The sequence below is a fragment of the Pseudomonas sp. PvP028 genome (assembly GCF_017832255.1).
Taxonomy (GTDB): Bacteria; Pseudomonadota; Gammaproteobacteria; order Pseudomonadales; family Pseudomonadaceae; genus Aquipseudomonas; species Aquipseudomonas syringae.
In genome coordinates, this window is sequence record NZ_JAFIBL010000001.1 from 307,593 (window position 1) to 333,485 (window position 25,893).

At 51.9% G+C, this 25,893-nt stretch carries 17 protein-coding genes, 2 pseudogenes and 1 riboswitch; of the genes and pseudogenes, 10 read left to right on the forward strand and 9 right to left on the reverse strand.

The features are described from left to right. Positions 1 to 73, reverse strand: a riboswitch (Fluoride riboswitch). Between the two features lie 95 nt (positions 74 to 168). Further along, the gene (locus JOE34_RS01465; protein WP_192000392.1) at positions 169 to 492 is read right to left on the reverse strand and encodes a DUF190 domain-containing protein; all 324 of its coding nucleotides are present in this window, start codon (positions 490 to 492) and stop codon (positions 169 to 171) included. Between the two features lie 92 nt (positions 493 to 584). Between JOE34_RS01465 and JOE34_RS01470 the strand changes: the two are divergent. Further along, positions 585 to 920 (forward strand): annotated as a pseudogene (locus JOE34_RS01470) (DUF1264 domain-containing protein); the annotation flags it as partial. Positions 921 to 1,059: 139 nt separating this feature from the next. Here the strand turns inward: JOE34_RS01470 and JOE34_RS01475 are convergent. Continuing rightward, positions 1,060 to 2,679: a methyl-accepting chemotaxis protein gene (locus tag JOE34_RS01475; RefSeq protein WP_056843720.1), complete on the reverse strand. Its 1,620-nt coding sequence runs from the start codon at positions 2,677 to 2,679 to the stop codon at positions 1,060 to 1,062. 640 nt (positions 2,680 to 3,319) lie between these two features. On the opposite strand from JOE34_RS01475, the gene JOE34_RS01480 reads away from it, so the two are divergent. Continuing rightward, positions 3,320 to 3,520 (forward strand): AlpA family phage regulatory protein, encoded by a 201-nt coding sequence (locus JOE34_RS01480; protein WP_192152093.1) that lies wholly within the window; start codon positions 3,320 to 3,322, stop codon positions 3,518 to 3,520. A gap of 503 nt (positions 3,521 to 4,023) precedes the next feature. Beyond that, a pseudogene (locus tag JOE34_RS01485) lies at positions 4,024 to 5,322 on the forward strand (replication initiation protein); the annotation flags it as partial. Between the two features lie 675 nt (positions 5,323 to 5,997). On the opposite strand, the gene JOE34_RS01490 reads toward JOE34_RS01485, so the two are convergent. Next, positions 5,998 to 6,792 (reverse strand): hypothetical protein, encoded by a 795-nt coding sequence (locus JOE34_RS01490; RefSeq protein ID WP_192152094.1) that lies wholly within the window; start codon positions 6,790 to 6,792, stop codon positions 5,998 to 6,000. An 825-nt stretch (positions 6,793 to 7,617) separates the two neighbouring features. Between JOE34_RS01490 and mobA the strand changes: the two genes are divergently transcribed. The 3 genes from mobA to JOE34_RS01505 are packed head-to-tail and all read left to right on the forward strand — an operon-like array spanning position 7,618 to position 10,790. Further along, positions 7,618 to 8,001, forward strand: a complete 384-nt coding sequence (gene mobA, locus JOE34_RS01495; RefSeq protein WP_199868957.1) for a plasmid mobilization protein MobA — start codon at positions 7,618 to 7,620, stop codon at positions 7,999 to 8,001. Beyond that, positions 7,991 to 10,402, forward strand: a complete 2,412-nt coding sequence (gene traI / locus JOE34_RS01500) for a TraI/MobA(P) family conjugative relaxase (RefSeq protein WP_192152095.1) — start codon at positions 7,991 to 7,993, stop codon at positions 10,400 to 10,402. Before mobA ends, traI begins: the two co-directional genes overlap by 11 nt. 10 nt (positions 10,403 to 10,412) lie before the next feature. Further along, positions 10,413 to 10,790: a hypothetical protein gene (locus JOE34_RS01505; protein WP_192152096.1), complete on the forward strand. Its 378-nt coding sequence runs from the start codon at positions 10,413 to 10,415 to the stop codon at positions 10,788 to 10,790. Positions 10,791 to 10,795: 5 nt separating this feature from the next. Here JOE34_RS01505 and JOE34_RS01510 read toward each other — a convergent pair whose 3' ends face one another. Beyond that, positions 10,796 to 11,380: a hypothetical protein gene (locus JOE34_RS01510; RefSeq protein ID WP_054996228.1), complete on the reverse strand. Its 585-nt coding sequence runs from the start codon at positions 11,378 to 11,380 to the stop codon at positions 10,796 to 10,798. A gap of 328 nt (positions 11,381 to 11,708) precedes the next feature. Here JOE34_RS01510 and JOE34_RS01515 point away from each other — a divergent pair, with 328 nt between their 5' ends. From JOE34_RS01515 to JOE34_RS01525, 3 genes are all read left to right on the forward strand, one after another. After that, complete coding sequence (locus JOE34_RS01515) at positions 11,709 to 14,159, forward strand: DotA/TraY family protein (protein ID WP_264381736.1); 2,451 nt, start codon at positions 11,709 to 11,711, stop codon at positions 14,157 to 14,159. 14 nt (positions 14,160 to 14,173) lie between these two features. Next, positions 14,174 to 14,656, forward strand: a complete 483-nt coding sequence (locus tag JOE34_RS01520; protein ID WP_192152098.1) for a hypothetical protein — start codon at positions 14,174 to 14,176, stop codon at positions 14,654 to 14,656. Positions 14,657 to 14,841: 185 nt separating this feature from the next. Next, positions 14,842 to 15,450 (forward strand): hypothetical protein, encoded by a 609-nt coding sequence (locus JOE34_RS01525; protein ID WP_192152099.1) that lies wholly within the window; start codon positions 14,842 to 14,844, stop codon positions 15,448 to 15,450. A 401-nt stretch (positions 15,451 to 15,851) separates the two neighbouring features. Here JOE34_RS01525 and JOE34_RS01530 read toward each other — a convergent pair whose 3' ends face one another. The 3 genes from JOE34_RS01530 to JOE34_RS01540 all read right to left on the reverse strand — a co-directional run bounded on the left by JOE34_RS01530 (position 15,852) and on the right by JOE34_RS01540 (position 21,688). Next, positions 15,852 to 17,381, reverse strand: coding sequence for a DNA polymerase (locus tag JOE34_RS01530; protein ID WP_245226975.1), 1,530 nt, complete (start codon positions 17,379 to 17,381; stop codon positions 15,852 to 15,854). A 16-nt stretch (positions 17,382 to 17,397) separates the two neighbouring features. Further along, the gene (locus JOE34_RS01535; protein WP_192152101.1) at positions 17,398 to 19,215 is read right to left on the reverse strand and encodes an RNA-directed DNA polymerase; all 1,818 of its coding nucleotides are present in this window, start codon (positions 19,213 to 19,215) and stop codon (positions 17,398 to 17,400) included. 1,054 nt (positions 19,216 to 20,269) lie between these two features. Continuing rightward, complete coding sequence (locus JOE34_RS01540) at positions 20,270 to 21,688, reverse strand: mannose-1-phosphate guanylyltransferase/mannose-6-phosphate isomerase (RefSeq protein WP_063313437.1); 1,419 nt, start codon at positions 21,686 to 21,688, stop codon at positions 20,270 to 20,272. A 278-nt stretch (positions 21,689 to 21,966) separates the two neighbouring features. Between JOE34_RS01540 and JOE34_RS01545 the strand changes: the two genes are divergently transcribed. Next, the gene (locus JOE34_RS01545) at positions 21,967 to 23,115 is read left to right on the forward strand and encodes a glycosyltransferase family 1 protein (RefSeq protein WP_209995025.1); all 1,149 of its coding nucleotides are present in this window, start codon (positions 21,967 to 21,969) and stop codon (positions 23,113 to 23,115) included. A 43-nt stretch (positions 23,116 to 23,158) separates the two neighbouring features. On the opposite strand, the gene JOE34_RS01550 is transcribed toward JOE34_RS01545, so the two are convergent. Together JOE34_RS01550 and JOE34_RS01555 are read right to left on the reverse strand one after the other, a co-directional pair. After that, the gene (locus JOE34_RS01550) at positions 23,159 to 24,565 is read right to left on the reverse strand and encodes a TolC family outer membrane protein (RefSeq protein WP_004402649.1); all 1,407 of its coding nucleotides are present in this window, start codon (positions 24,563 to 24,565) and stop codon (positions 23,159 to 23,161) included. Continuing rightward, complete coding sequence (locus tag JOE34_RS01555) at positions 24,562 to 25,884, reverse strand: HlyD family type I secretion periplasmic adaptor subunit (protein WP_003345288.1); 1,323 nt, start codon at positions 25,882 to 25,884, stop codon at positions 24,562 to 24,564. The genes JOE34_RS01550 and JOE34_RS01555 overlap by 4 nt, the downstream gene beginning before the upstream one ends. Positions 25,885 to 25,893: the final 9 nt, after the last annotated feature.

The window sequence follows — 25,893 nt, forward strand, 5'->3', positions numbered from 1 at the left end:
GTTTCTGTAGGCATCATCAGCTGCTACGGGCGCAGCGGTTGGTTAATGGAGGAATGCCATCTCCAATGCGCCGAGCTTAGCTAGGTCTGTCCAAAATGTAAAATCGTGTTTCGGATTACGAGGCAAGCGAAGGCGTCTTCGAGTCACCGCTTATGAAAGAGGGCCAAACTAGGTGACCTCTGTTCCGACGAAGCCCAGCTCGACTGGGGTTTTTATGTAAAACAACGAGATATGTTCAAGCTCCAATCGCTTGAATAACTGTTCAGATTCGTCCTCGGTAATGGCCATACGAATTTCGGTAGGCTGATCCGCCAGTTCAAAAAAATGCGAGGAATGCAGCCGGCCGGTATGCCCAAAGCCTTCGATACCTGTGGACAGGGTCGCACCCCGCAGTCCCATTTCTTTCGCCAAATCAACGACCCAGTCGCCGAGCATCTTTCCCTGATAGCGACGATTCTGTTGAGTAAAGAAAGTCACCAGAAAACCTTTCATATTCCTCTCCTCAGCGCGTGCTGATTATTTGATAGGACAGAAGCCCGGCAGCCGTCATTACCAGCGAGCCCACGACGTGTATTGCTGACCGGGTGGAGCGACTGGCTCATACCTATGGCAAGACGTGGCACACCTGGCACACCGATCAAGACAAAACACTTCCCCTAGGTGTTCCACAACTGATGATGGGGATCACAGCTGACGGCCAGGCTGATCCCGCAATGCAGCAACAACGCAACCAACGCTTGGGAATCGTCAAGTCGGCAATCAAAGCTCAACGAGCCGATATTCAGATCCCCAAAGCAGATCCAGGTGCGGATGGATGGCAGCATGGGAAGACAATTCAGATCAATGATCCTACGGGACATCTTCACGGGCCCGCAACGTCACCCACCCCACAAAACACAAACAGCCGATCAACCCAATAGCCAATAGACTGTGCAATCCCTGCAGGCTCAGGCTCAGGCTCAGGCTCAGGCTCAGGCTCAGGGAGGACGGTATATCGCCAGACAGTCTAGGTCCGATATCCAAGGACATCGGACGAGTCCGCTGACGTACGTGAATACCTTAAACCTTGAAACGATTGACCAGCTGATTCAGATTAACCGCAAGCTTCGACATCTCGTTGCAAGCGCTTGCAGTCTGGCTTGCACCTGCAGAACTTTGGGAGGCCAGCTCGCGAATGCTAACCAGATTGCGATCGACTTCCCGGGCGACGTGCGCCTGTTCTTCCGAAGCGGTGGCGATGAGAATGTTACGCTCGTTGATGCCCGTAATAGCTGTCGCGATCTGGTCAAGCGAACTGCTGGCATCGCCTGCGACGCTTAGGGATTCTGCAGCCAGTTCTCTGCTGGTGGCCATCGCCTTCACGGCCTGGTCAGAATCGTTCTGAATGGCCTGAATCATCTGCTCAATTTCTTGCGTAGACACTTGCGTGCGGTGAGCGAGGGCTCGAACTTCGTCGGCAACGACTGCGAAGCCTCGGCCTTGTTCACCCGCCCTAGCGGCCTCGATCGCGGCATTGAGCGCAAGCAGATTGGTCTGCTCAGCAATGGCTCTGATCACCTCAACCACTTTGGAAATGTTCTGTGCACGATTGGACAAGCCAGTGATCTGCTCGCTGGTGTCGCGCACGTTGCTCGACAGCTTTTCGATGGACTTAAGCGTCTGCGATACACGCTCCAAACCAACCTCCGTATAGCCCTGACCTTTCCTGGACTCTTCGGAAGCTGATTCGGCATTGCGTGCTACCTCGTCCACTGCAGCGCTCATCTCGGTGACAGCAGTTGCAGCCTGATTTACTTCATCATTCTGCGACACTAGGCCAAGGCTGGATTGCTCAGTCACCGCGGTCATTTCTTCCGAGGCGGCAGCCAGTTGGGATGAGGAGTCAGCGATCTGCATGATCGTGCTTCGAAGGTTCTGCTGCATCGTGGCCAACGCGCTCAAAAGCCTGCCTGCCTCGTCGGTACCGCTTACCTCAACCTCCTTCGTCAGGTCGCTTGAGGCAATGCGTTCGGCGACGCTAAGGGCGCTCCCGATGGGCGACGTAATCGTTTTGGTTAGAAGAGTTGCCAAACAAAGAGTCAGGAGCGCGACGAAGATAATCAGGCCGATGACGATGTAAAGACCTGAATCATAAACTTGCGTCGCTTGAACACCGGCAAGCGCAGCGCCTTTGTTATTGAATTGTGTTAATTCCTCGACCTGAGTTTCCATTTGGTTCGTGAGGGGACGTATACCGGTAGCGACGAGTTTGACAATCGAAGCGGTGTCGCCTGCCTTCAACAAAGGTTCCAGCAGATCCAGTTGGCTTGCGTAATCGTCGTAGGACTTTTTCACGGCCAAGAACAACTGTCGCTCCTGGTCACTCGCAATGAGGGTCTCATAGTTATAGACCGCATCCTTCATGGCTTTCCGGTAGGCAGGAAATTTGACGATGGTCTGCTGAACGGTTTGAGGATCGGCAACGGCCCGCTGGGTCTCCAACCGGACGCGAAGGACGGTGGAGTTCATCATCGCGGTTTGCCGAATACTGGGTAGCCAATTCAGTTCGACATCCTTTTCCGTATCGCGAAGCTTGCCCATCTGCAGTATGGCGATGACGCCCAAGACCACGACCAGCAAAATGATGGCCGAAAAAAACAAGGTGGCGCGTGGAGCGAGGTTTATATTTCTGAGCCGCATAGGACTTCCCACTGCAAGATGGCCAGAGGCCTGGTCTTGAAGCTATCGGCTAGAAATCGTGAAGGATTATGGCTGTTCGTCAGCTCGTTGACACCACGTCCCCCGGCGGCGCATGCGTACCATTGTCGGTTATGGCCGTTACTTACCAATGTAAGAAATACGTTATCACCAATTATGTCCTCACTGAGTCACTACTTTCCTGAATAACCTAGCGTCGCCGAGCATCTTCCAGCACACGGCGCTGCGCTTTTAAAAAGGCCTTGAGCGCGCGCGGCTGCTTCGACCCAAAGCTGCTGTTCGTGTACCCAACTGCTTCCCGTTGCTCGAAGCCATATTCCCTCTGATTTAAGAATATTAGAGGAGCCTGGCCCGCCAAGGTCGGCAGCATAAACGTGCGAACGGCGTTCTACAGCGACCTACCCGAATATTAAGTGCTATCGGGACGGTGCGTCGCCGGCACAGTAGCCATCGCAACAGTCCTGAGATAGCGAACCGTAGGCATGCCATATACCGGGTGAGGGTTCGCCAAATTCTCAGTGCACGGACAAAAAATCATCGAAAAAGGAACAAATGATGTCCGTGCTCCAGACGGCAGATCAAATGACCATGGCCACGATTCCACAACGTTTCGGGGTGTGCCGTGAGAGTTCTTCGTATCCAAGATACCTGCTCAAAAATTGCTGTCAGCCGGACATCTTTGTGGAGGCTGTGCAAACAAGATGACTTTCCGCAACCGATCAGCATCGGAGGCGGACGTGTAATCGGTTTTCTTGAGCACGAGATTGATCATTGGCTGGAGGCCCGTGCAGCAGCCCGCAATACCACGCAAGGGAGAAGCTGAGATGGGCCGACAGCGCACGATCAATGATCAAAATTTTTGGCACTCACCGAAGCCTTGCAATTGCACGACAGAAGATAAGGTGGCACTTCAGCACCTTCTGGCTGGTCCGGTGAGCAATATCACTGGAATCTACTCAATACGTCCTCTTATTACTGGAGCAGAAATCGGCTGGAGAGCGGACCAATCGCTTCAAGTAATAGTACGCCTCCAGGAAGCAGACCTCGCTAGGTTTGACCGTCAGAAAATGGTCGTCTGGGTGTATGTCTGGTGGGATCACCACAACCCGTCTCAGGTATTGAGACCCAAGCTACGAGCGCGGACAAGGCAGGAAATCTTCAAGCCGTCAAAAGTGAAGTCTTCAGTTCGCCGCTGAACGGTGGACTTATGGAAAAAATTCTCCAGCGGCTGTGCGTCCTTGATGACAGCACCCTGCCCCGCCAGTTGACCCCTTGTGTCACACCCTTTCACGCCGTTGGCCAACCTGCTGGCCAAGGCGGTGAAGCATGATCCACGACAATGCGATCAGTCTTGCCCACTCGACCTCACCCTCGGCCAAGGTCGATCCGCTGGCCACCAGCACCCACATGCCTCCGGCGCGTGTTTTCGAAGACGGCACTGCGCTCAACCGATTATTGCTGGAAGCGCCGTACATGGCGCGGTGCAGTGACGACAAAACCGCGACCCGCGTTCGTCCCCGTGAATACGCGCTGCGTTATCCCTATATGCAGGTCAATCGCCTCGGCATGGTGTCCTGGCTGGTGTTCGACCTGGACCATGCCAACGCCTTGGCCTGGGACGATGCCGGGTTGCCCGCGCCGAACCTGATGGTGCGTAACCGCAAAAGCGGCCATTCCCAGTTGTTCTATGCCGTGCCGTCCGTGTGCACCACAGAGAACGCACGGGCCAAGCCGATTCAGTACATGAAAGCGATCTATACCGCGTTTGCGGCTCGCCTCGACGCGGACATGGACTACCACGGTGGCCCGGTGGCCAAAACACCCGGTCACCCCTGGTGGGAGACGACCGAATTTCACAGCCACGTGTATGAACTGGGCGAACTGGCGAACGCGGTGGAGCTGACAGTCAAACCCTGGGCCACAGGTCCGAAGCTTGATCAGGTCAGCCATTCGCGGCACTGCATCCTGTTCGAGCAACTGCGCTATTTTGCGTACAGCATCGTCAATCGCGAGCGTGAGCTGGGGTCGTTCGAGTCGTTCATGCGCTCGCTCGATGCGTATGCGTACAACCACAACAGCTTTCTCAAACAGGGTTTTTCGGAAAACCTGCCGCTGTCGTCGATACGCTCCACGGTCAAATCCGTAGGTCGCTGGACGTGGGATCGGTACACCGGTGATCGTCGTTGCCATCGAGGCGCAATGCAGCTCGATGGCAGCCTGTCGCTCACAGAGCGGCAGAGCCTGGCTGCGCAGCGCACTAATGAGCTGCGGCACAAAGCCACAGAATCCAAAATACGCGCTGCTTGCAGGCAGCTTCAAGACCAGGGCAAGGCACTGGTCCGTTCTGCGATAGCGACTCTCGCCGGCGTTTCGGTGAGAACGGTGGCCAGCTACAAGCGCATTCTCAGGGAAATATCACAACCGGCCACTGTGAGAGTTCTCAGGCCTGCCGAGGCTGCGCCTGGGACACGTGGCCAAGTCGATTCAGCTTCCCCACAACCCACTCCGAGCCAGGCTGCAAATAGTCGCGCTCTGGGGGTGCAATCCGGTGTACATCAGATATCTGCGGTCCCGCAGGGGCCGCAAGCCGGAGAGTCTTTAAAGAGAGAACATGAGGATGGTTCATCCATAGGCATTTTGAAATTCCTATACATGAACGTTCCGCCCGAGTGGAAAGAGGATTTCGTCACTAATTCGAACTCTCGATTAACTAACAGAGAGAAGCAAGCTTGGATAGACAAGGCTATGCCGCGCTCGGACGATGATACCTCTGCGATACCTGATGAATATGGGATGGATACCGTATCGGGAAGCGTTGTAGATAACACCAACTACCAACCTAAACAGAAAGTACTAAAAGAAAACACGACACTAGGGGGCAACGCCGTTCGATTTGTCGGAGACCCCGCCTAGCAAACGGATCGACGTCCACAACGCGCTCGTCCAGGCCATTGCGCAAAAAACACTGATTCATGATGCGCGGATGGTAGTCGACCTGATAGTCAAACAGTTCACATCCACTGCCAATTCTCCAAAATCTGCTTTTGCACTCACTCACAAATCGGCTACTCGGAGAGAGTTAAATACCTAACAAATAATTCAGAGAGCGCTTTTCACTTGGGTCCTACCTTAGATAGGCGCTCTCGAAAACTCCACAGAAAACCTTCAAAAAATGCACCATCCAGATACCCAAAACACAAACTAATTGTTATTAGCCAAATTAGATCAACCAAAGTGAGCCAAGTCATACATCGTAAGTTTTCGGACACTACGAGCATAGATCACATCAGCACGCCACACTCACCCCACCAAGTCGGCTCGTTCAAGCAAAGCTCTAACAAACCTTCTCTTAGTCAAATCTGAGCATTTGCCTCTGTAGGTTTCACTAACCAGCTCGAAAACACCTATAGACATCGTCAACAACAACCTAACAATCAAAACTAGAGTTAGTGAAATAAGAAAAAGGGTGAGCGAATATTTCGCAGCAGTTATCATGAAAACCGAGAGGTTAATATTCGACACTTTGAATTCCACGCCAGGTATTTTAAATGCGAAATTTATCATAGCCAATATAACTGGAATTGAAAGCAAGGTCTGAAACGGCTTAAGGCTGAAAAAGCTACTCAAAAAACGATCGCCCAGCTGCTTATTCTTTCTAGACTCGGAGAGCATACCCTGAACCTCATACAAATTCTTGGCCAACTCAAAATACTTATCAGGCGGGACAGATAAATTCTTTTTACGCCAAATGCCTTTGATAATTTCTCTATCTTGTTTTTTACAAAGCACATCGGAAATATTTAAGCCTGACCTTTTTAGCTTGTCATATCTGTAAGCAGGCTCATAAAAAGCAATCCAAACTGCCAAACCGACGATTTCAAAAAGAACAGCTATCATTGCTAGGCCTGTGTTCGCATCCCGCCCTAACGCTAACTCAACCAAACTGTAGAACATAAAAAATATTGTTAGCACAAAGAAAAAAACTGATATCCAATACGCGATATTTTTCGGACCATCCTTGAGAGATCTTGAATAGAACAAAGTTGAATATCTAACGGCCACTTTTTCAAAATCTGAAACTGTCAAAATCTGCACCGCAACCCCCTCTTAATTTTATACTGACTTTTTCATTACGCGTCGCTCATCATATCTTGAAAATGTCTGAAGTCTAATGGTCGAGTCAAGGGGTTGGTGCGGCCCGCAGCACCGAAGGGGCGAGGACTCGGCCCCTTGACGCGTTCGAGGCCAATAGCCTTCGCTAGGGTGACTGGGAGCGCTTCTATCCCAGGCTCCCGACGCCACGCGGGCGAGTGTGGGGAGTCCAGAGGGGCAAAGCCCCTATGCGGCGGATCGGAAACCACGGCCCGTTCTGAAGGCTGATCAACCTTCCCCTTCAAAAAGCCCTTTGCTTTTTTGTATAGCGCCTCAACGCGCCAAGTCATTTTATGAAAAAACCGAAAAATTTCGACCCATATATCGTGCCAAAAAATAGTGGTACTAGTATGGTAAGACTGTGCTAACAAGCTGGTAACTCTGTGGCTATAGCCTGTAACCATTGTGGTAGCAATGTGGTAGCAATGTGGTAACTGCATGGTAAGATTGTGTACATATTGCGGCAACTCTGTGGCAACTCTGTGGCAACTCTGTGGCAACTCTGTGGCATCATGGTGCGAACATTGTGTAAGTACGTACTTTCTCTAGGCGCCGAGCCGTATTTGACCATATAAAAACTCCAAGCTACCTTCTCCGTGGAAGTCATGATGATCGAGGACAGGGTGTGGTTTGAGCTACCGCGCACTTCGTGCTGGTATCTCACCGGAGCTCTTCCTCGCTTCGCTCGTCATCCCCCCTAACCTGCCCTGCTCAGGGCTCCGCCCCGAGGCCCCTGCCGCCGTGCGGCCATTAGAGTCGGAGTTTGTTATGGTCAATGGTCGTTCTGGTTCGGATACAAGGAAACGAACTGTGGTCGTTCACACTCGCTGTTTGCCCGAAGAGGCAGATGCATTGAAAGCTAAAGCTGAGGATGCAGGCATATCGTTGTCGATGTTTATTCGTTGTGCTGGATTGAGTCGCCGCATAAGGAACCAATCAGATCGCATCATCTGTGCAGACATAAAGACGTTTGCAGCTCAGCTTCGTAGTTTAGGTGGACTGCAAAAAGATTTATTTAATAGCAGCCGTGGTGCGCATTCACAGCAAACATCTGAGTTATTGATTGCGTTTAAGAATGCCGTTGACGAGGCAACAAGGGCACTCAAACGTATAGCGCCTGACGTCGAGGAAGTGGATAGCGATGATCGCTAAGATCGTTGCCCGACGAAGCGATGGAAAGACAAGCTTCCGTAGTCTATCCAAGTACATAAATAGTTTTCGGCATGGTATTGATCCTGAGACCGGTGAGGTCACTGAAGGAGCTGTGGCAGTGCAAACAAACTGCCTTTCTGAGGACACCGCATGGATTGAAATGTGGGGTACTTCGGTTCGAAGTAAGCGCACGAAAGATCCGGTAATGCACCTCGTTCTGAGCTGGTCAGAAGGAGACTGCCCAACCGATGATCAAGCTTTTGATGCGGGTAAATTTGCGCTCGCTGCTATTGGACTTAACGGTCATGAGTATCTGTCGGCCATACACCGTGATACCGACAATGCGCACTTGCATATCATGGTGAATAAGGTTCATCCAGATAGACACCGAGTACCGAAAATGTCGTATTCGAAATTCACATTGGATAAGGCAATGCGGCAGATCGAAATTGACCAAGGGTGGAAACACGACAATGGGCCTTTTTCTGTCAAAGAGGTTGACGGTAAGAAGTCTATAGATTGGACTTATACGAGTGCGGCACACCGGCTCAAGGCACGGGAAGGGAGTCGCGCTGATTTGCCAGAGAAGGCCCGGCAGCTTGAAGTTCACAGTGGTAATGAGTCGTTAGCGAGCTATGCCAAAGGACCGCCCAAAGATGATGCCAAGGCGCTAATGGAATCCGCGAAAGCTTCGTGGCAGGAGCTGCATACGATACTTGCCACTCATGGACTTGAGTTGAGACCAGCAAATGACCGAAACAACGCTTTCTACGTGGCGTCGGTAAGTGATCTCGCCCAGGCTCCGATCAAGGCATCTGAGATGGGGTTGGGTGGGGGAAAACTCATAAAGCAGCTTGGCCCATACGAGCCACTTAAAACCAGGTATTTTGACCGGGAAGCGTTAGAGAATCAGACCTACAGCAAACATCGCCCATTGCGCGATCCAACCAAGCGTGCCGACAACCGCGAGAAGCGCGCCAAAGAACGCGCAGAGTTGCGCGCCAAATATGAAGGTTCTGTCGTTGAGTGGAAGGCGATGAAAGCTCCGGCTAAGGTTGAGCTAGCCCGCACCCAGAAGTTGCGGCGTAAGGCCCTCACCGATCTACTTAGGGCAGAACGCGAAGGCATCCGTCGAAGTGGGCTAGACGGCAACCATCGCAGAGCACTTCTGTCGGTCGCAGCGTTTACCGCTGCGGCCAAACGAGACGAATTAAAAGTCATATTTAAAGCTGAAAATGCCAGTTTACGAAAAGAGCAACATCCTTCTTATCGGGAATGGGTTGCAGATTGTGCTGAGGCTGGCGATTCAGCAGCTATAGCGCAACTTCGAGGCTTTTCCTACGCAGAAAAACGCACAGGCAAACATCCGCAAGAGCCAGATGTCGCGGACGTACGGCGACCCTACTTCACGACTACTTCGGATAGCGATCTTGACCCGGCTAGGCCTGCAAGGCTTTCGGCGCGCGTTACGTGGGCTGTTGATCGTTCGACTGGTGCGGTGAACTATTCGGTAAATGACCGGCTGGCGTTCCGTGATGAAGGACGGCGCATCACCTTCAACAAGGACAGTCGAAACGATGCAGATAGTATCGAGATGGGGTTGCTGCTGGCGAAAGAAAAGTTCGGCGCTGTAGCGGTACACGGTGGCCAGGAATTCATGGATCGAGTGCTTGCGACGGCGGTGAAGCGACGGCTGGATGTGCGGTTTGCCAATCCTGAGTTAGAGCAGCAACGCAAAGAAGCAATAGAGGCAGACATTGATCAAAAGCGTCAGCGCTTCGTGGAGGATCAAAAGCAGCTCGATGCTATCCGTCAGCACGATGCCAACAAAGCGCCCTGGCAGGCCGCTATGGCGCGAGATGAGGCCCACCAGGCTCTATCAGCGCCAGCACCGGTTCGGCCAGTCCGTGATTATGTTGAGATGGATGCTGTCGAGGCTGATGTGGCTCAGTATCGGTCCAGGCTGGATTGCACATACCGGGAGTCATGGGGTGAGCGGCCAGACCTGGAGAAGGCGGTCGGCTTCATTGGCCAACACATGGCGAAGGGCAAGGCCATGCAGTGGGACAATGATTTTGGCAAGAACGTAGAGCGACCATCCGAGGCTCGGCGCGATCACTTGAACAGCGATCATCCCGACGCTATTAAGTTAAGAGACGATGCTTGGAGTCAGGCTTTAAAAACGCATGGTTCATCAGTAAATGCTTGGACAGAAAAGTGCGATTATGCGAGGCAAACGTTGATGAATACGCACGTGGATAGTGAGCCAACAGCACCGAATCAGGACGATCAGCGAGCAGCACGGCAGACCCAAGCTCAGCGGTTGCAGCAGCGTAAGGAAGAGCAAGAGCGTGAGCGTCAGAACTCATTGAACAGGGACTCGCCGGATTTGGATATGTGAGGGTGGCACCATGCTCGATAGAATGAAGTACGTGTGGCGGTTCAACCCGGAAACGCAAGATTTCGACGATGTCTTGCCGCTCGTGGTTCGTAACGACCCCGGCGCGTATTACGTCGTTCGGGACGGTTTTGGTGACTTGTGGGTGCATGATCCTTGGGGGCGTGAGTGCCATGCGAATTTTGAATATGTAGAGGTATGCGGTATGACATTCGATAGAGAGCAGTTCGACCCGGACGGGGTCGATGGGCAGCGCACAACTGAAGAACCACCCACGAGGTCGCTGTATTATTCGCTCACCCCAGAGGAGCTGGACGACCTGCGTGCAGAAATGCGGCGTGACGGCCAATTGATGAAAGAGCGGCTTGCTGTCTTAGGTAAAAGATTCTAAGGCATCTAATCAGTATCTGATTTTTCGGCGACGCAGCGTGCCTGTAACGCTTTGTAGCGTTCCACTATCCCCCGATAGGCACACTCAAGCGGGGAGCCAAGTTGTTCTAGGTTCGGCATTATGGGCATTCCTATTTCTGGGGAAGCCAATTTTGTCGAAGATGGCCGACCGCGCCCCCTTGTAGGACGATCTATTCCAGCTTTCACCATGGCACGATTGAATGCGTCCAGGGCCAACCAAATAGCGGTTTTCTGTGCCTCATCGACGGTACACGCTTCCTCAGTCAAGGCGGTAGCTGCATAGCTCAACGTAAGAGGTAAGGCATCCAGTGATGCTTCGAGCTGCTTACGTCTGAACGCAGCATCATGGGCTGCCTTCCATGCCTTCCACTCCTCGACTTCAACCTTTGTCAGCAACTGGACTGCGTGTTCTGGCAGCTTGGTATCCCATCGGCTGATCGTGCAGACATAGCTTTGCTTTTGGTTGCCGCTCTCGGTCGTTTCATCGAGAAGGCGTACGCAAGCTACGGGGTTGCCAATGTACTGGATACCTAATGTTTTATTGTCTTGATACTTGAGCTTGAATCTCACTTTTCACCGTATCTGCTGGCAAATTTCGGGATGCTGGAGTCTACGTGACAGACCTTGTTAAATAAACATTATTATTTATCGCCTATTAGAAATATTTTCAGTACTAAAAAATATATTTTCTATTTTAAAAACAATGAGTTGATAGGGCGTTGTCCATAATAGATGGACTATAGTCCATGTCCCATTTTTGCCTGCCTTTTAAAGGATGCAGTGGGCCTATAGACTCTCTCGTGAATTCCCCCGCGAGATTTTCCAGATGGCAGGAATGCCCTTTTCACCGTGTGACACAACGGACGGCGCGAGCAGTTGCTCAGACGCAAGTGTTGGAGTGCTTAAAGCAGTCTTTGGGCCGGTCATTGACGCTTTGGCACAAGGCAATGACCCTGAAACTGTTACTACCAGCTCTAACGTGCTGGCCTCGATGTTCGTGCAGTACAACTCTGGTCTGCTGATACTGGCGTCTTTATTCGTTTCGTATATCGCCATTGTCGGGGTCGCCAACACGGCTAATGAGGGCGAAGCGATGGGCAAGGCATGGAGTTCGCTTTGGACTCCGCTGCGCATCGTGTTCGGTGGTGGAGTCTTACTGCCCGCTTCAAGCGGTTATTCGATTATCCAGATCATCGTACTGACAATTGGACTTTGGGGGATTGGTTTTGCCAACGGCGTATTCAAAGCCGGTGTGGAGAACGGGATTGTTAACGGCTCGCTCAGCAGCGTGAGTAGCCAGCTTGGATTTGGTAGTGGCGCGAAGCCGAACCCCAACTATCCGTTGTACGACATTCGCCAGTTCGGCCAAGCCTATTTGGCGTCGAGCTGGTGCGCCCGATCCCTCAATGCAATTTATAGGTCGCTTGACCAGCCTACCGCTGTACAGGCGCTTTCCAAGCCTGACTCCAAGGTACAGGACGGCATAGGACGACAGGCTGCGATCTACCTCATCAAAGATAGAAATGCGGCCACCAACCTTGGCGGTGGCACCCCAATTTGTGGGTCGATTAAGGTCTATAGCTTTAGCGTCCCTGCGGAACTGGTGACGACCTCAACCTCTACGAGTTCAATTTTCGATCCTGCTACGATTACCAGCAACAAGGCCGCGATGCAGGCAGTACGCCATGCCACGCTTAACGCCAAGATCGCCGCCATGAACAAGGTGATGGCCGATATTGATGCATGGGTTAACACCTGGCCCACGGATATAACCAAGACCGGATGGGATGCTGTTAAGAGTGACCGCTTTAACTCCATTATCAATCAAGCCCAAAATACGCTTACTCAAAATCTAACGTCGCAAATGACGAATGATAAGACGCTACAAAAAATAATGGCGAAGTACGTCGAGGATGTGACTAAAGACGGTTGGGCGATGGCTGGGGGTTTTTATCAGCGCCTCTCTGGAATTCGGCAAGAGATGGGAGCTATGTTTGCAGAGCCTGTTGCGGTTGCAACGCAGCCGAACCTGAACATGCTGCCTAGAGGCCCGGGGGGCCAGTTAGCGTTAAACAGCTATCAGACTGTATATCAGGCAATCATTAGCAAGTCGCTTGATGGCTCAAACTATAAGCAGCCCGTCACGCCCAATGCAGCAGACATTAAAGCGGCTTTAGCGCCGGCATCGCTGGATGATTTGAACATCGATACCTTGGGTAGTCGTGGCGACAGCATTATGAGCAACTTTATCGGCTGGGGTATGGAGCGAGTTACGGCCACGCTAATTGGTACAGACGGTGATGTTGATGCAATTGCGCGGATCAAGACGACTGGTGATGTTCTGGCACTTATGCAGGCATCCGCCATCACAACAAATCGCATCGTGCATACTGCGCTATCAGGCGCTAAAGCGGTAGCTGCTGGGGTTGGGTCAGTATCATTTTTCGGAACTAGTATTGATGCAACTCCGTTGGCTGACACATTGCTTGAATGGGTTGTCTATAATTTCTTAAAGCCACTTGTTGAAGTTGCTAGCTGGGTAGGAATACTAGCATTTTACTTTGGTGTTTTTCTGCCATCTCTGCCCTACACCATTTTCATTATTGCCGTGGTCGGGTGGGTTCTTGGTGTTCTGCAAGCAGTTGTGGCTGCGCCACTTTGGGCGCTGATGCACATGACGCCAGAGCGTTCTTTTGTCGGTTCGCAGATACAAGGTTATTTAATGCTGTTATCGCTGTTTGCTAGACCTGTACTGATCGTTTTCGGTTTGTTTGCAGCGATGGCAATAGCAAATCCAATCCTGCTGTATATCAGTAAAGCGTTTTGGGCAATGCACGCGGCCAATGTGACCAGTGCGGAATCTTTGGGCTGGTTTGTTGAGTTCTTCCAATGGCGCAACTGGTTAATCATGTATGGCCTGCTATTGCTGCCTGTTATCTACATGATCTTTGGGTTGTCGCAGACTTTGCCAGATGTGGTCTTGAAATGGATCGGCATCGGCATCGATTCTATGGGATCGACACAGGCCACTAGTGAGATGCGAAGCAACACAGAAAAATTTGGGCCAAGCAGCTTGGGCAATGGCTCTACCGGTGGCGGGAAAAAGCCAATTCCCGGTGGGGGGACGTCTGGCCTTCAACATAAAGTTGGTGATGGTGATGGTGGTGGCCGTAGTGGCCAGAGCGGTGCATCTAAGTTACTTAGTTCAGGCCCGCAGGGGGTCGCCCCGTCCGGGGCTGATGATGATGGGCCTATCGGATTTGGTGGCGGATCGTTTGCTTCTGAAACTTCACCAAAGACTAGTGGCCGAGATGGCAACGTTAACAATGACAAGCCGATTATTACTTAAAGGGGACTGTAACTATGTCTTATGACTTTAACGCAGAAACCACTGGGGTAATTATTGGCCGCAGGCAGGGTTATCAAAAGGGGCATAATGAAGGTTATGACGCAGGGTTTGAAGACGCAAATAGCCAATGGATTCAGGTAAACAATAAATGGAAGGCTGGCTATGCCGCATTGCAAAAAGAGAACGCTAATCTATTGGTGACAATACAAGAAGCAAACTATGCAATATCTAGCCTTTCGATTATTTCCATGAGCACAATGGAAGTATTAAAAAATGCTCCACAAGATACGATCACTAAGCTTGTTTTGCATTACTACGATCTGTCTAAAAATTGGTTAAGCGGTAAACATATCCGAGTGCTGCCGGCTGATGAGCCTGTGCTGCAAGAACTCACGCCCCACACGGTAGCGCTCATGAAAAAATGGTGGGATCAGACGGTAGAAGCCGCGAAACCAGCAACCCCAAATAATAAGGGTGACAGCGATCCGTCGCTGTAATTATCCGGCCCCTGCGGGCCGGTAATTTGTACCACTGACCCCGGAAGTCGGAACCATGAAACAAGGATGCAAGGTAGAAGAACTCCCCTCTCAGGACATCATGGCGGTGCTTATCGCTGTAGCTGAAAAAGTTCTGTCCAATATCTCTGTGAAACGTCGCCGTCGTGCGAGTAAGGTGCTTTGAAATGAAGATTGTGAAAACTGCAAAGAAGGCTGCAAAATTCATGTGCGTTTCCATGCCTCTTTCGATCTTTGGGTGGCGCAGTATTTCAACGAACCACCAACATTTAAAAGACTTGGTGAACACGATCAGGAACCCGCATTGTCCTGTGTGCGACAAGGGGGTGATGTTCGTTCACAAAGACGCAGAACCAGACGAAAATGCGATTTACCCATGGACTTGTTCGGGTGGCTGTGGCTTCGGCGTTTTTACCAAGCGCGATCAAAACTCAATCAATGAGGTGCTGATTCCCCTTATTAGTAAAAAGGGTCGTGCCCGCCTCAATGGCATGAGTGAAGAAGAGCAGATGGGCTTGATTAAATCACACACACGACAATCTCGGATGTTTTGGGTATTAGCTGCGCTTTGTCCTTTGATCGCCTTGTACAGCCTCGCAACAGGCAGCATGGCGATGACCTGCATCAGCATCTTGTCGATGGCAGTGCCTTTCTCGATCCTTGCTATCAAGTGGAGCTATCGAGCTTGGCAGGTACTCACCGGAACGTTGTACGTCGAAGGCGCATTCAAGCAGTTTGTGAAGCGTGGGCTTTGGCTTCCAGGGGTGGAGGCATGATTGCGCATAAGTTTGTCCAAGGCGAACTGGTGATCTTAGATTCAGCCTATTGGGCGGCACTGGAATACGCTGCCGATCAGTTTTTGGCTCGTGAGGCCGCGTCTCGAAAATCCCGCCGAGACAATGCCATCCGCTCCGCTCGGGCCAAAGGGGCCTTGCCCCTCTGGACGCCCAAGTCTGCCTTGCGACGCGGCGGGAAGGTGATGGGAAGAGCGCCCATCACCTTCCTTGCATAGGCTTGGGTCGTTCCAACCGCATCAAGGGTGAAGGCTTCGCCCCGGCGCTCCGTTCGACGGGCAAGCCCGACGAGCCGGTGCGGCGGCCCTTGACCCGGCTTTCACTCAGAACAGATATGCTCAGTCCTTAAAGCTATTCGAAAACTGGATAACGCCGAAGTAGAATCATGAGTTTAATTTAGATGAGAAAGGGCTAAGCGACGCCTTACCGATAATCTTGCCACTAAAGTGGTCAGTCATCGTGCTCGAAAATAAATCGGCGACAACTTGAGGGTTGAATTCTAGTGAGTGCTCGAATAGGACAGCATCATGCATAGGAACTTTTAAGCCTGCCCCCGCCTCGTCCCGAAGTTTCATCAAGGATTTCTTGAAAATTAAAGACGCTGTACCTTGCACTAACTGGCTCACAGCAGATCGCTTTTCTTTGTCTGTTAGAGGACCCGTTCGATCTCGCTTGAGGTAATTACCTAGTACTGTGCCGATTCTCTGATCTGTACCAAATGAATCATGGACGGAAATTTTCCACTCTTCAAATTTGCAGAATTGCTTGAAAAAGGCTTTGGTTGCACGCCGATCAGCGCCATACCCGAAAGCTGCATCTATTAGATGTCTATTTTTCATACCATAGGCGTAAGAGAGGAAAAGCCGTTTGGCTTCTTTTCGCCGGCCCTCACCTTCAAATATATCCTTGGCCACCTGCTTATAAAGGTCGCCATCCGCATACAATTCTAACAACTTCTCGTCGCCGGATAAAGCAGCCATAATTCCCGCTTCATATTGCTCATAGTCCACATAAGAAAAAGCGCGGCCTTCATCGGGAACAAGTATATCTCTATGATGCTTTGCTAGATTTTGCAGAGACGGATCTTTAAAGTAAATTCTCGATGTAATGGAGCCGAAGCAATCAACTATGGGATAAATTCTTTTTTGGCTCAGCGGGATAGCGTTGAGAACACTTCGAGATTTTGCGATTTTTCTCAATTTTAGGAGATCGATCGCGAAGTTATCATTCATCGGAACAAAGTTGAGTACATACTCAACATCTACGCCCAAAAAATCGTAACCCATAGGTTCAAGCCGGCGAATTATGTCGTCATTTGATGGCAGCTCAAGGGGTACGTCGTATTTTGCGGAGAACTGCTTCAGAGCCATATAATAATCGAACTCGATATTCTCTTTATGAATCCGAAGCCTTGTCGTGTCAATTGCAATTCCCGCCGCTGCGGAACTAATCAGGTAGTCAGCAACAGGGCGCTCTACTGTTGTATACCTTGCCCATTCATTATTATCTTTAGCAACTAATTCTGCCTTCACCGATAGATTGAATAGAGCTTCCCCAATCGTCTGCAATATAACCTCGTCAATTGGAGATTTTTTCTGAAATATATCAATGTATGATTTAATCACCTCGCTATCAGCGAAATCTTGAAGCGCACTCGAAATATCTATTTTTTCTCGTTTTTCACGATCACCCTTTACGCCTGAGGACATTATTCTAAGTTCCTCCAAATCGGTTACAGTTTTCGGCAATCTACGAGCAGACGCAAATATCCTTGGAGCTATCAGCCAATAATCATGGCAAACTATTTCAGCTTCTTCGAGCACCAATTGCTGAATAGTAACACTACTCAGCGTGCTATCTCCCCAAAAGAAAAACTTATCATTTCCTGAGTCAGTATAATCCCGGACAAACATAAGCACTTTCTTTGCTCTAATCATAGGGAGTTATTTCTTCATATAGGTCTAGTGGGCTTCGCGGCTCCCTATCAAGAAGAGGCAAGCCATTATTATAGTGTGATCGAGCTCGATCAACTGTCCCCTTGAGTTTAATGGATAACTCAGGGATCAGTGGCTTAAGGGTATCCCTATCTAGGTCACTAGTTGCCAGTAGAAAATTTCGCTGATGGTAATAGGGCCAGGCTGAGCTGAACCTTTCTATCAGCGGCACTAGCAACACACTCTTGCCTACGCAGCGAAGATATATAAATATTGCGGGAATTTCGGGCTGGAGTAGGTCAAGGCGAATCCGATCAAGTGCAAGTTCTATCAGGCTTTCAGACTTATACAATTTTTTTGAAAGCAGCAACCACAGATGGAAATTTTGCCAAGAGTGTATAGATTTTTCATAATCACTAAGGTGCTGGGAAATCTGATCTAGATCATTCTCATTGAGTGCTAACACTCCGAGTATTCTGCAATACTGATCTGTTGATGCAGCATGTTCTTCCAACGTTTCAATTAGCAATTTTTTGAGATCTGTAGCTACAGAGTTATGGACGTCAAACAGGTTTGATTCAGCTAATTGTATGAGTCTGTTCACAGCAAACCGAAACTGTCGGGACTGCGTCTGCCTATTATCTATACATTCCTTTAGAAGATCGTAAATATATTTTGCAGAGCGAGCGATGACTCTTCGACTCCTAGAGCGCCACATGGTATCAATCGTCATGGTGCGATCATCGGTTGTGGGAAAGTGCTCTGCTATTTCCGTGTCTGAATTATCCTTAGTAAGTATTATAGTCTTTCCGGAGTTGATATTCATACCGACCGTTCGGAGCTGACTAATGAGCTCCGTTAGAACTTTTTTCGCGGAGCGCGGTGATGTGCATATTATTCTAATATCATCCACATAGCGGTAATAGTCATGCCCCATTGTGACCATGGCCTGGTCAACAGAATTAAGCACAATGTTAGCGACGAAGGATGATGCATCTCTATTTTGGGGAAGCCCATGAAGGTCATCATAGCTCCATCTAGCTAAAAGCTCACACAGCGTATGTATAGCGTTTCGTATCAAAGATTTTTCTGGACCTGTCGCGTTAACTTTCGGCAATAGCTCTTCGAATGCGCTTTTTATCGAAGCAACAGTAATATTTTCATAATAATTCAACAGATCAGTGACCAGTAGGCTCTGATTGTTTTTTAGCGCCGTCTTTGTTACCCCCTCAAAGGTTTTCCAAAGCTCAATCCTGCTTTTAAATATGTATCGCTCGGATGTTCTGTGCTTATTATAGCGATGACTCAAAACCCGATGGGAGAGTAAGGGATCGAAAAAAGGCATCAAATAGGAGCAGATTGCTTGGTATATGAATCGATCATAAAAATCCGTCTCTAATGAGTATCGGATTCCGAGCCCTTTTTTGGGTATGTCATAAATCTTTCTATCGCCTCCCAAATATCTACCGTTATCAGCTGACAACAGCATTCTCAAAGTATCACTAAGCGATGATTTATTCTCAAATAAATCTCGATGCTGGATCGCATCTACGAACCAGTCACTTCTCATATCCTGGTTCAGATGCTGTAGCACGGCTTCTGTATTTATGGTAAATGCCAACAGTTCAAAGCTCTCAATTTTTGTCTTAGCTCTGAGGTGTCGAGCGTTACACTCATCAACTAGTTTTGAGAGCTTCGAGCGAACAGACTTTCCTCTGACAAGTGAGTCATTATTTGCAATTGAACTTATCAGGTCATCAATTTTTTTGATTAAAGAATTAGCATCTTCTGGAATAGAGGATTGGTCGACCATTTTAATCTCCTTGATTCCATCTCGTAGTCATGACCGTTCCGTGTCTCTGCCATGCCCGTATAGTGAAGCGAGACAGGAGAGCTTTTGACGATGAGTAGCATCGCGTTTAATCAGGCATCTAAAAATCTTCCATAAAGATGGCTATGATGGCCACGAACCTCTGAATTGCCTCCGGACACCCCTATACCAGGATGTCCCCCTGGACCGGCGAGGACCCGCTGGTGCGTTCTGAGCCTCCAGGACGAGGCGGTAAACGACGCATGGCCACAGTCCGATGCCTCAACAATTGATTTTGCCGGGAAACCCACATTTTCGCACCATAATGCATTCACATCTGCGTCCGTCATCTCAGTCACGTAGCTAACCTCTGCACTAGGCCGTAGTAACAACCGGGAGGGTCAACCGTGCTTTAGCGATACTTTGTCCTTCCACGCGTCGACCACCGAGTGACGTGCGGACGCCTAATGGTTCGTCTGACGCGAATCAGCGGTTATCGGTCGATACTACATGGGAATGATTCGGTGCTATCTGGTGGCCGAATGAAGCAGAGAAGTGGCAGATGAGTATAAAATCGAGTACAAAATTGTCTTTTTATCAATTAATCGTTAATAAACAAGCACATAGACAGATATAGACGGTTTAACGTCTGATTTGAGTATCCGGTTTCAGGAGCATCCTGAAACACTTCGAACTGCACACCTCGATAAAACCGCGCCCTGGCGCGGTTTTATCGTTTTGGGGCGGCGCTCCTGTGACAGCTACCGCATAGCTACCACAGATTATCGATCATCCTACGCTCACGGTACGTCATCACTCCCAGGCACTGGAGCTCTATCGCAAGACAGGTTCACGCCCTCCCCGGTCAGCCCTCCACTTGGGGAGGCGTCACATCCCTGATGATATTTCCGGGTAACGTCATCGAATGGGCAGGTGTTGAGGACGCCTCCAACTCAGGCGGCAAGCACATAGACAGGACAACCGGCCCTTCCCCAACGAAAAACGCCCCGCAAACAGGTTTGCGGGGCGTTCGGACCAGCATGCAGCGGATGCCGGATTACTTCTTCAGACGACCGTAACGGTCTTCAAAGCGCACGATGTCGTCTTCGCCCAGGTACGAGCCGGACTGCACTTCGATCAGCTCCAACGGCACCTTGCCAGGGTTGGCCAGCGAGTGCTTGACGCCCAGCGGTATGTAAGTGGACTGATTCTCGGAAAGGATAAGTTCCTGATCGTCACAGATAACCTTCGCGGTACCAGATACAACGATCCAGTGCTCGGCGCGGTGGTAGTGCATCTGCAGCGACAGGCACTCGCCTGGCAGTACGCTGATGCGCTTGACCTGATAACGCTCGCCGAGATCGATCGTGTCGTAGTGGCCCCACGGGCGGTTGACCAGTGGATGAGTGACGAACTCAGGGCGCTCTTCTGCCTGCAGACGCTTGACCACGTCCTTGACCTGCTGGCTGTTGTGCTTGTTGGCAACCAGAACGGCGTCCTTGGTTTCGATGACGATCAAGTCCTCGACGCCGACAGTGGCTACCAGTCGATGGTGCGACTGCACCAGGCAGTTGCGCGTATCGATGGCCATCACGTCGCCTTCAAGGCGGTTGGCGTTCTCGTCGTGCGGGCCCACGTCCCAGATCGCAGCCCAACTGCCCAGATCGTTCCAGCCTGCGTCCAAAGGTACGACCAGACCGAGATCGGTGTGCTCCATGACCGCGTAGTCCACTGACTCATCAGCGCACAAGGCAAACTTCTCGGAGGATACGTGCAGGAAGTAGCTGTCGGCATCGGAGTCAGCCAAGGCTACGCGGCATGCAGACAAGATGTCGGAGCGATGCTTTTTCAGCTCAGCCAGGAACACCGAGGCACGGAACATGAACATACCGCTGTTCCACAGGTAAGCACCCGAGGACAGGTATTCGGAGGCCATTTCCGGCGAAGGCTTTTCCTTGAAGGCCTCAATCGCGAAGCCGCCCTGGGCAATGGATTCACCACAGTGGATGTAGCCAAAACCGGTTTCAGCGTGAGTCGGGGTAATCCCGAACGTCACCAGACGGCCCGCCTCGGCGTGCACCTGAGCAACCGCTACCGCTTGTCGGAAAGCTTCTTCGTCGTGGATATGGTGATCGGCAGCCAGTACCAGCAGAATCGGGTCGGTGCCATCAGCCGTTGCTTCGAGCGCAGCCAGAGCGATGGCCGGCGCAGTGTTACGGGCGAGCGGCTCGAGGATGACACGACGACTGCCCATCTTCGCAACACGTAGCTGCTCGGCGACAATGAAGCGGTGATTTTCGTTGCTCACAACAACCGCAGGCGCGTGTTCAAGGCCTTTCAGGCGGCCCAGCGTGCGTTGAAACATGGTTCCCTGATCCTGGCCATCAAGGGCAAGAAACTGCTTCGGGAAACTCTGCCGCGATAAAGGCCACAACCGCGAACCACTACCGCCAGCCAGAATTACAGGGGTGAACATAGACGCTCCATTCTTGGGCCACGAAGGCGTAGCAAAGACCGCATTATCCGGGTGCTCCAGTCGCTATGCAACAGGATGGCCATTACAATATGCCTACCATTCAGCAACTCACTCGCGGCAACAGCTCCGCCCGCCGTGCGAGCCGAGCTGCCCCATGTTAGTCTTCGCGCCCGATTCCATACCTGCCCCTACGTATCCACAGCAAGCAAGCGCAAATCCGCTGCCTGAGCATGCCATTGAGAAGTGATGCAATTGATCGACATCGAGAACGACAGAACATGGATATAGGCTTGAGCTGCACGGTCTGGGCAAACGGCGAACGTGCCGGGCACCTGGACGGTATCGGAATCTACTCCCGAGCGCTCTGGCAAGGCATGGACAGGTTGAGTCAGGCGGAAGATATCCACGTCAAGCCTTACGCTTTCGGCAAGCACTTGCCAGTGCTGGCGTGTGGTAGGCCGCAACGGTTGTCCAGCGACTACCGTATTCATGCTGTGCTCAGTGGCGTCCTCAAACTGCCATTAGGCTGCTCGGCAAGCATCGCCAAAGACGTCCAGCTGTTTCATGCGACGGATCATCACATCCCGCGGATCAAAGGCGTACCTGTCGTCGCCACGATCATGGACGTGATTCCGGTGCTGTATCCGGAATGGATCAAGCAAGACCTCAAGCGCCTGAAAAGCTGGCTGTTTACCACTAGCATCCAACGTGCCGATCACATCATCACCATCTCCGAATACAGCAAGCAGGACATGGTTAGCCACCTGGGCATCGCGCCAGAGCGCATCAGCGTCACACCCCTGGGCGTGGACCCTGTGTATTTCGAGCGCATAGACATTGCCGAGCGCAACCGCGTGCTGGCCACCCATGGCCTCAAACCTGGTTTCTTTCTGGTAGTCGGCACACTGCAGCCTCGCAAGAACCTGCAGCGCGTGCTTGAAGCCTTCCAGCGACTGCCCGCACAGGTACGTAAAGAGCATCCGTTGGTGATTGTCGGGCGTGACGGTTGGAGCAACGAAGAACTGTTACCGCAGCTTGAGGCGCTACAACAACGTGGCGAAGGCCGTTGGCTAAGTTACCTGCCACAGAATGAGGTGCTGGCGCTGCTGCAAAGTGCCGGAGCACTGGTGTTTGCTTCGCTGTATGAAGGGTTCGGCCTGCCGGCCATCGAGGCATTCGCGGCACAGTGCCCGCTGATCGCATCCAATAATTCTTCACTGCCGGAAGTGACAGGCGATGCAGCATGGGCTGTCGACCCGCACAGTGCAGAAAGCATCAGCACTGCAATGCTCGCCGTCCTGGAACAGCCTGAAGAACGTGAGCGCAAGGTTCAGTCAGGGCTTGGGCGTGCGCGTCATTTCAGTTGGGATGCCTGTGCGCAGAACACGCTGGATATCTACCGCAAGGTGCTGGCGGCTCGTCGCTAGAAGAGCCACCAGGCACAAGCCTTGAAGCGCGCCGCAGGTGCGATCAGGGCGTCTTTTTCAAGGCCGAGTCCGCAGCCTTCTCGACTGCCGGATTGGTACCGCCCAGCCAGACATTGACGCTGTCGACACTCTCCTGTGGCGGGCGGCCTGCCCATCGATTGAGGATGAACAGGTTGGTGATGAAGTCGTACTGCGCCTTGAGCAGGTCACGCCGCGCCTTGAACTCGTTCTGCACGCTGGTCAGCACATCGACCGCGTTAACGACACCATAAGAAAAGGCTTTTTGCGCAGCAATGCTCGATTGCTCTGACGATGCCAGCGCATTCTTGTTGGCGCGGATCTTCTCGACACTGGAAAACGCCGTCAGGTAGGCGTTGGTGGTTTCCTTGACCACCTGACGGCGCACGCTTTCCACATCCTGCTCGGTAGCCAGCTGCTCGTTGTACAGTCCACGCACCCGCGCAGAGGTCGAGCCGCCGCTGTAAATCGGCACGCGCACACCGATCGTCGCCACATAGCTGTCGCTGCGCGGTGACAGGGTGTTGTCATAGCCCACGTCACTTTGCTGGGCACCCAGAGTAAAGGTCAGGGTCGGATAATGCCCGCCCTTGCCTTCACGTACCGCCGCGTTGGCGACGTCGAGGCTGCTTTCCCGCGCCTTGAGCAACGGGTTGCTGTCGATGGCCTGCGCCACCCAGGTGTCCATCGATTTGGACGGCACCTGCAGCGCAATGTCGTTTCTGATGCGGCTCAGCGGCTCAGTGATCGGCCGGCCGACAATTTCAGAGAGCGCAGCACGGCTGAGCCTGATCTGGTTGCGGGCATCAACCTCTTGTGCGGCCAGCAAATCGACACGCGCCTTCAAGTCCAGCAGATCAGTGACCACGGCCATCTTTTTTTCGTACATCGCACTGACCCGATCCAGGCTCTTTTGCGTCGCCCGGCGCTCGGCCATGATCAGCTCGAGTTCATCGTCGGCAGACAGCGCCTGGAAATACCGTTTGGCCAGATCAACCGTGGCCTCAGCCTGGGCATCTTCGGCCTGATGCCCCTTCTGCTCCGTCGTGCTCTTGGCCTTCTGGTAGGTTTCCCAGGCCTGCTTGTTGTACAGGTACTGGGTCAGGTTGAGCGAATAACTGGAGTTGTTATAGATCTCGCGCTGCGTGTCGTCCTTGCGCAGGATCCGGTTGTAACTGCCGTTTGCAGTGACCTGCGGCAACAGCCCGCCGAACGCATCGCGCTCGCTGTCGACTGCAGACTGGGCACGCAGATAGGCGGACAGCATGCGCGGATCTTCCAGACGCGCCTCGCGATACAGCTTCATCAGATCCACGGCGTATGCCGAAGCGCTGGTGACCTGGGGTGCAGCGGGCTGCGTAGGGTCTGCATGGACCTGAACGCTGGCCAGCCCGAGAGAAAGGAACACAGGAACGAAGCGCAGCACGATCATTCCTCGATCATCGATTTGATAAACACATTGGACGCCGGCTTCAACAGGTATTGGAGCATGGTCCGTTCTCCAGCATTGATCAGCACCTCGGCAGGCATGCCCGGCTGCAACTTGTGGTCGCCAAGACGTTTCATGCCTTTCTCGGTCAGCTTTACCCGAACCAGGTAATACGGCTCACCGGCATCGTCTTTCAAACGGTCAGCGGAGATGCGCGTCACCTCCCCCTCGATGACAGGAGTGGTAGCACTGTTGAAGGCACTGAAGCGAACGTCTGTCAGCTTGCCGATGGAAATCCGGTCAATGTCCGTGATAGCGACATGAGCCTCAACGACCAGCTCGGAAGATTCCGGCACGATATCCAGCAATGGCGTACCGGCGCTGACTACGCCGCCCACCGTATGAACTTTCATGTCCAGAACCATACCGTCCTCAGGAGCCCGAATGACCACGCGAGACAGACGGTCCTGCAGCGCGGTAGCGGTCTCCTGCAAATCGAATACCTTGGCCTGCACATCGCTCAACTCTTTCGCCACGTCAGAGCTGAAGTTCTTGTTCAACTGAATGATCTGCAGCTCGGTCTCACTGATCTGTAGCTGAGTCTTGGTAATCGTGGACTCGTGATCGGCCACTTCGGACTTGAGCATGTCCAGCTTGCGCTCCTGCTCAAGCAAGCGCTGCTTGTCGACAAAGCCTTGAGACAGCAGATCCTTCAGCTCGGTGATCTCACTGCTGTAGGATTTTTCAAGGCTGATCTTGGTGCGGATCATGTCTCGCAGACCACTGATCTGCTGCTTCAATTGCCCGATGCGTTCGCGTTGTACCGATATCTCGGTCAGGCGGGAATTTTTCCGGGTGCTGAATACCTGTTGCTCGCCTGCTATGGCTTCTTTGGCGCGCACGCTGTCCGTACCACTGATGGTCAGTGGCGGAATCGAGGGCAGCTCGTCGCGCTCCGCGCGCAGTCGTGCCTCCCTGGCCTGGGTCGAAATCAGCTGGTTGCGGGTCGACTCGTATTGAGAGCGCAATTGCGAGTCGTCCAGCACGATCAGCGGATCACCCTTTTGAACGGTGTCCCCATCACGGACAAGCAGCTCCTTGACGATACCGCCTTCAAGATGCTGAACCGTCTTGCGATAACTCTGCACCATCACCACACCTGAGCCGTACACCGCACTGCCCAGTGGAGCGAATGCCGCCCAGGTGCCGAAAAGACCGAAGGTAACCAGTACGATCGCCACACCGATCCGGCGAACCCCGCGATCAGAGGTGGGCATGTCATCTGCATCCGCCTCGAGCGTGGATATTGTCTTAATGCTCATTCATGAATT

What these genes read in the sequence shown, in the direction of transcription:
- JOE34_RS01465 (WP_192000392.1), bottom strand. Translation starts at nt 492, where the DNA reads ATGAAAGGTTTTCTGGTGACTTTCTTTACTCAACAGAATCGTCGCTAT.
- JOE34_RS01475 (WP_056843720.1), bottom strand. Translation starts at nt 2,679, where the DNA reads ATGCGGCTCAGAAATATAAACCTCGCTCCACGCGCCACCTTGTTTTTT.
- mobA (WP_199868957.1), top strand. Translation starts at nt 7,618, where the DNA reads ATGGTCAATGGTCGTTCTGGTTCGGATACAAGGAAACGAACTGTGGTC.
- traI (WP_192152095.1), top strand. Translation starts at nt 7,991, where the DNA reads ATGATCGCTAAGATCGTTGCCCGACGAAGCGATGGAAAGACAAGCTTC.
- JOE34_RS01505 (WP_192152096.1), top strand. Translation starts at nt 10,413, where the DNA reads ATGCTCGATAGAATGAAGTACGTGTGGCGGTTCAACCCGGAAACGCAA.
- JOE34_RS01520 (WP_192152098.1), top strand. Translation starts at nt 14,174, where the DNA reads ATGTCTTATGACTTTAACGCAGAAACCACTGGGGTAATTATTGGCCGC.
- JOE34_RS01525 (WP_192152099.1), top strand. Translation starts at nt 14,842, where the DNA reads ATGAAGATTGTGAAAACTGCAAAGAAGGCTGCAAAATTCATGTGCGTT.
- JOE34_RS01530 (WP_245226975.1), bottom strand. Translation starts at nt 17,381, where the DNA reads ATGTTTGTCCGGGATTATACTGACTCAGGAAATGATAAGTTTTTCTTT.
- JOE34_RS01535 (WP_192152101.1), bottom strand. Translation starts at nt 19,215, where the DNA reads ATGGTCGACCAATCCTCTATTCCAGAAGATGCTAATTCTTTAATCAAA.
- JOE34_RS01540 (WP_063313437.1), bottom strand. Translation starts at nt 21,688, where the DNA reads ATGTTCACCCCTGTAATTCTGGCTGGCGGTAGTGGTTCGCGGTTGTGG.
- JOE34_RS01545 (WP_209995025.1), top strand. Translation starts at nt 21,967, where the DNA reads ATGGATATAGGCTTGAGCTGCACGGTCTGGGCAAACGGCGAACGTGCC.
- JOE34_RS01550 (WP_004402649.1), bottom strand. Translation starts at nt 24,565, where the DNA reads ATGATCGTGCTGCGCTTCGTTCCTGTGTTCCTTTCTCTCGGGCTGGCC.
- JOE34_RS01555 (WP_003345288.1), bottom strand. Translation starts at nt 25,884, where the DNA reads ATGAGCATTAAGACAATATCCACGCTCGAGGCGGATGCAGATGACATG.